General features: G+C 61.9%; 1 protein-coding gene. It reads left to right on the top strand.

Annotation, left to right across the window (positions count from 1 at the left end; genetic code table 11):
* Nucleotides 1–69: 69 nt before the first annotated feature.
* Entirely contained in the window at nucleotides 70–1,098 is a 1,029-nt protein-coding gene (locus K7H22_RS19945; RefSeq protein WP_230802554.1) for an IS110 family transposase, read from the top strand.
* The last annotated feature ends 101 nt before the right edge of the window (nucleotides 1,099–1,199 follow it).

Below are 1,199 nucleotides of genomic sequence, written 5' to 3'. Positions count from 1 at the left end.
ATGTGACCGCCCCCCGACGGCATCAATGTGCCAAGGTGGGTCTGCAACGATCCACAAAGGAGAGCGGTCATGTCGAAGATTATCACGGTCGGACTGGATCTGGCGAAAAATGTATTTCAGGTGCATGGAGTTGATGACGCAGGACGAGCAGTTCTGCGCAAGAAGTTGCGGCGAGCGCAGGTGTTGGAGTTTTTCGGCCAGCTGCCGCCGTGCGTTATCGCGATGGAAGCCTGTGGCGGCGCTCATTTCTGGGCGCGCGAGATTGGCAAACTGGGCCATGACGTTCGGTTGATCCCGCCAGCCTACGTCAAGCCATTCGTCAAGCGCCAGAAAAACGATGCCGCCGATGCCGAGGCTATTTGCGAAGCAGCGCAGCGTCCGACGATGCGCTTTGTGCCCGTGAAGAGCGAAGAGACCCAAGGTGCAGCGATGGTTTTTCGAGTCCGAGAGCTTTTGATCCGGCAGCGCACCCAGGTGATCAATGCTCTGCGCGGCCATCTTACAGAGTTCGGGCAGATCGTCCCGCAAGGGGCGACGAACGCTTCGAAGCTGATCGCCATCGTCAATGATCCGGTTAGTGGCCTGCCCGCGGACGCCGTTGGAACGCTCAAGGTTCTGGTCGCGGCACTAACCCATCTCGAGGCCGAAATAGGGAAGCTCGATGCCGAAATCGCCCACCGGGCCAAAGAGAACGAGTTGGCCCGGCGCTTGATGACGGTTCCGGGCATCGGGCCACTGATCGCCACGGCCATCGCGGTCTTGGCGCCACCCCCCGAGACCTTCCGCAAGGCGCGCGACTTCGCGGCCTGGCTCGGTTTGGTGCCGCGGCAGCATTCGACGGGTGGAAAGCAACGCCTCGGGGCCACGACAAAGATGGGCGAGCGATCCCTCAGGCGGTTGCTGATCATCGGTGCCAACAGCGTCATCATAAAGCGACATGTCCACGCTGCGGCCCGACCTGGCACCTGGCTGGGCGAGATGCTGAAACGCAAGCCGCCGATGCTGGTGCGGGTGGCGTTGGCGAACAAGATGGCGCGGATCGTTTGGGCCTTGATGGCCCGGGGCGGCGTCTACCAGTCTCCGGTCGCGGCGGCATAAGCCAGCCGTAGGTCGCGAGGGCGTCGGAGCGAAAGAGGGCAAGGAGCAGTTTGGCGCAATAGTCGTGAGACGGGATCGGGAGAACCAGTGTGCAACAGAGT

Origin of the sequence: Seohaeicola saemankumensis, assembly GCF_021021435.1 — a bacterium.
Lineage (GTDB): Bacteria > Pseudomonadota > Alphaproteobacteria > Rhodobacterales > Rhodobacteraceae > Seohaeicola.
The sequence above is the reverse complement of the archived record's forward strand: the minus strand, read 5'-3'. Positions and strand labels throughout refer to the sequence as shown.

Excerpts from the sequence above, each read along its gene's own strand:
- K7H22_RS19945 (WP_230802554.1), top strand. The coding sequence starts at position 70 with ATGTCGAAGATTATCACGGTCGGACTGGATCTGGCGAAAAATGTATTT.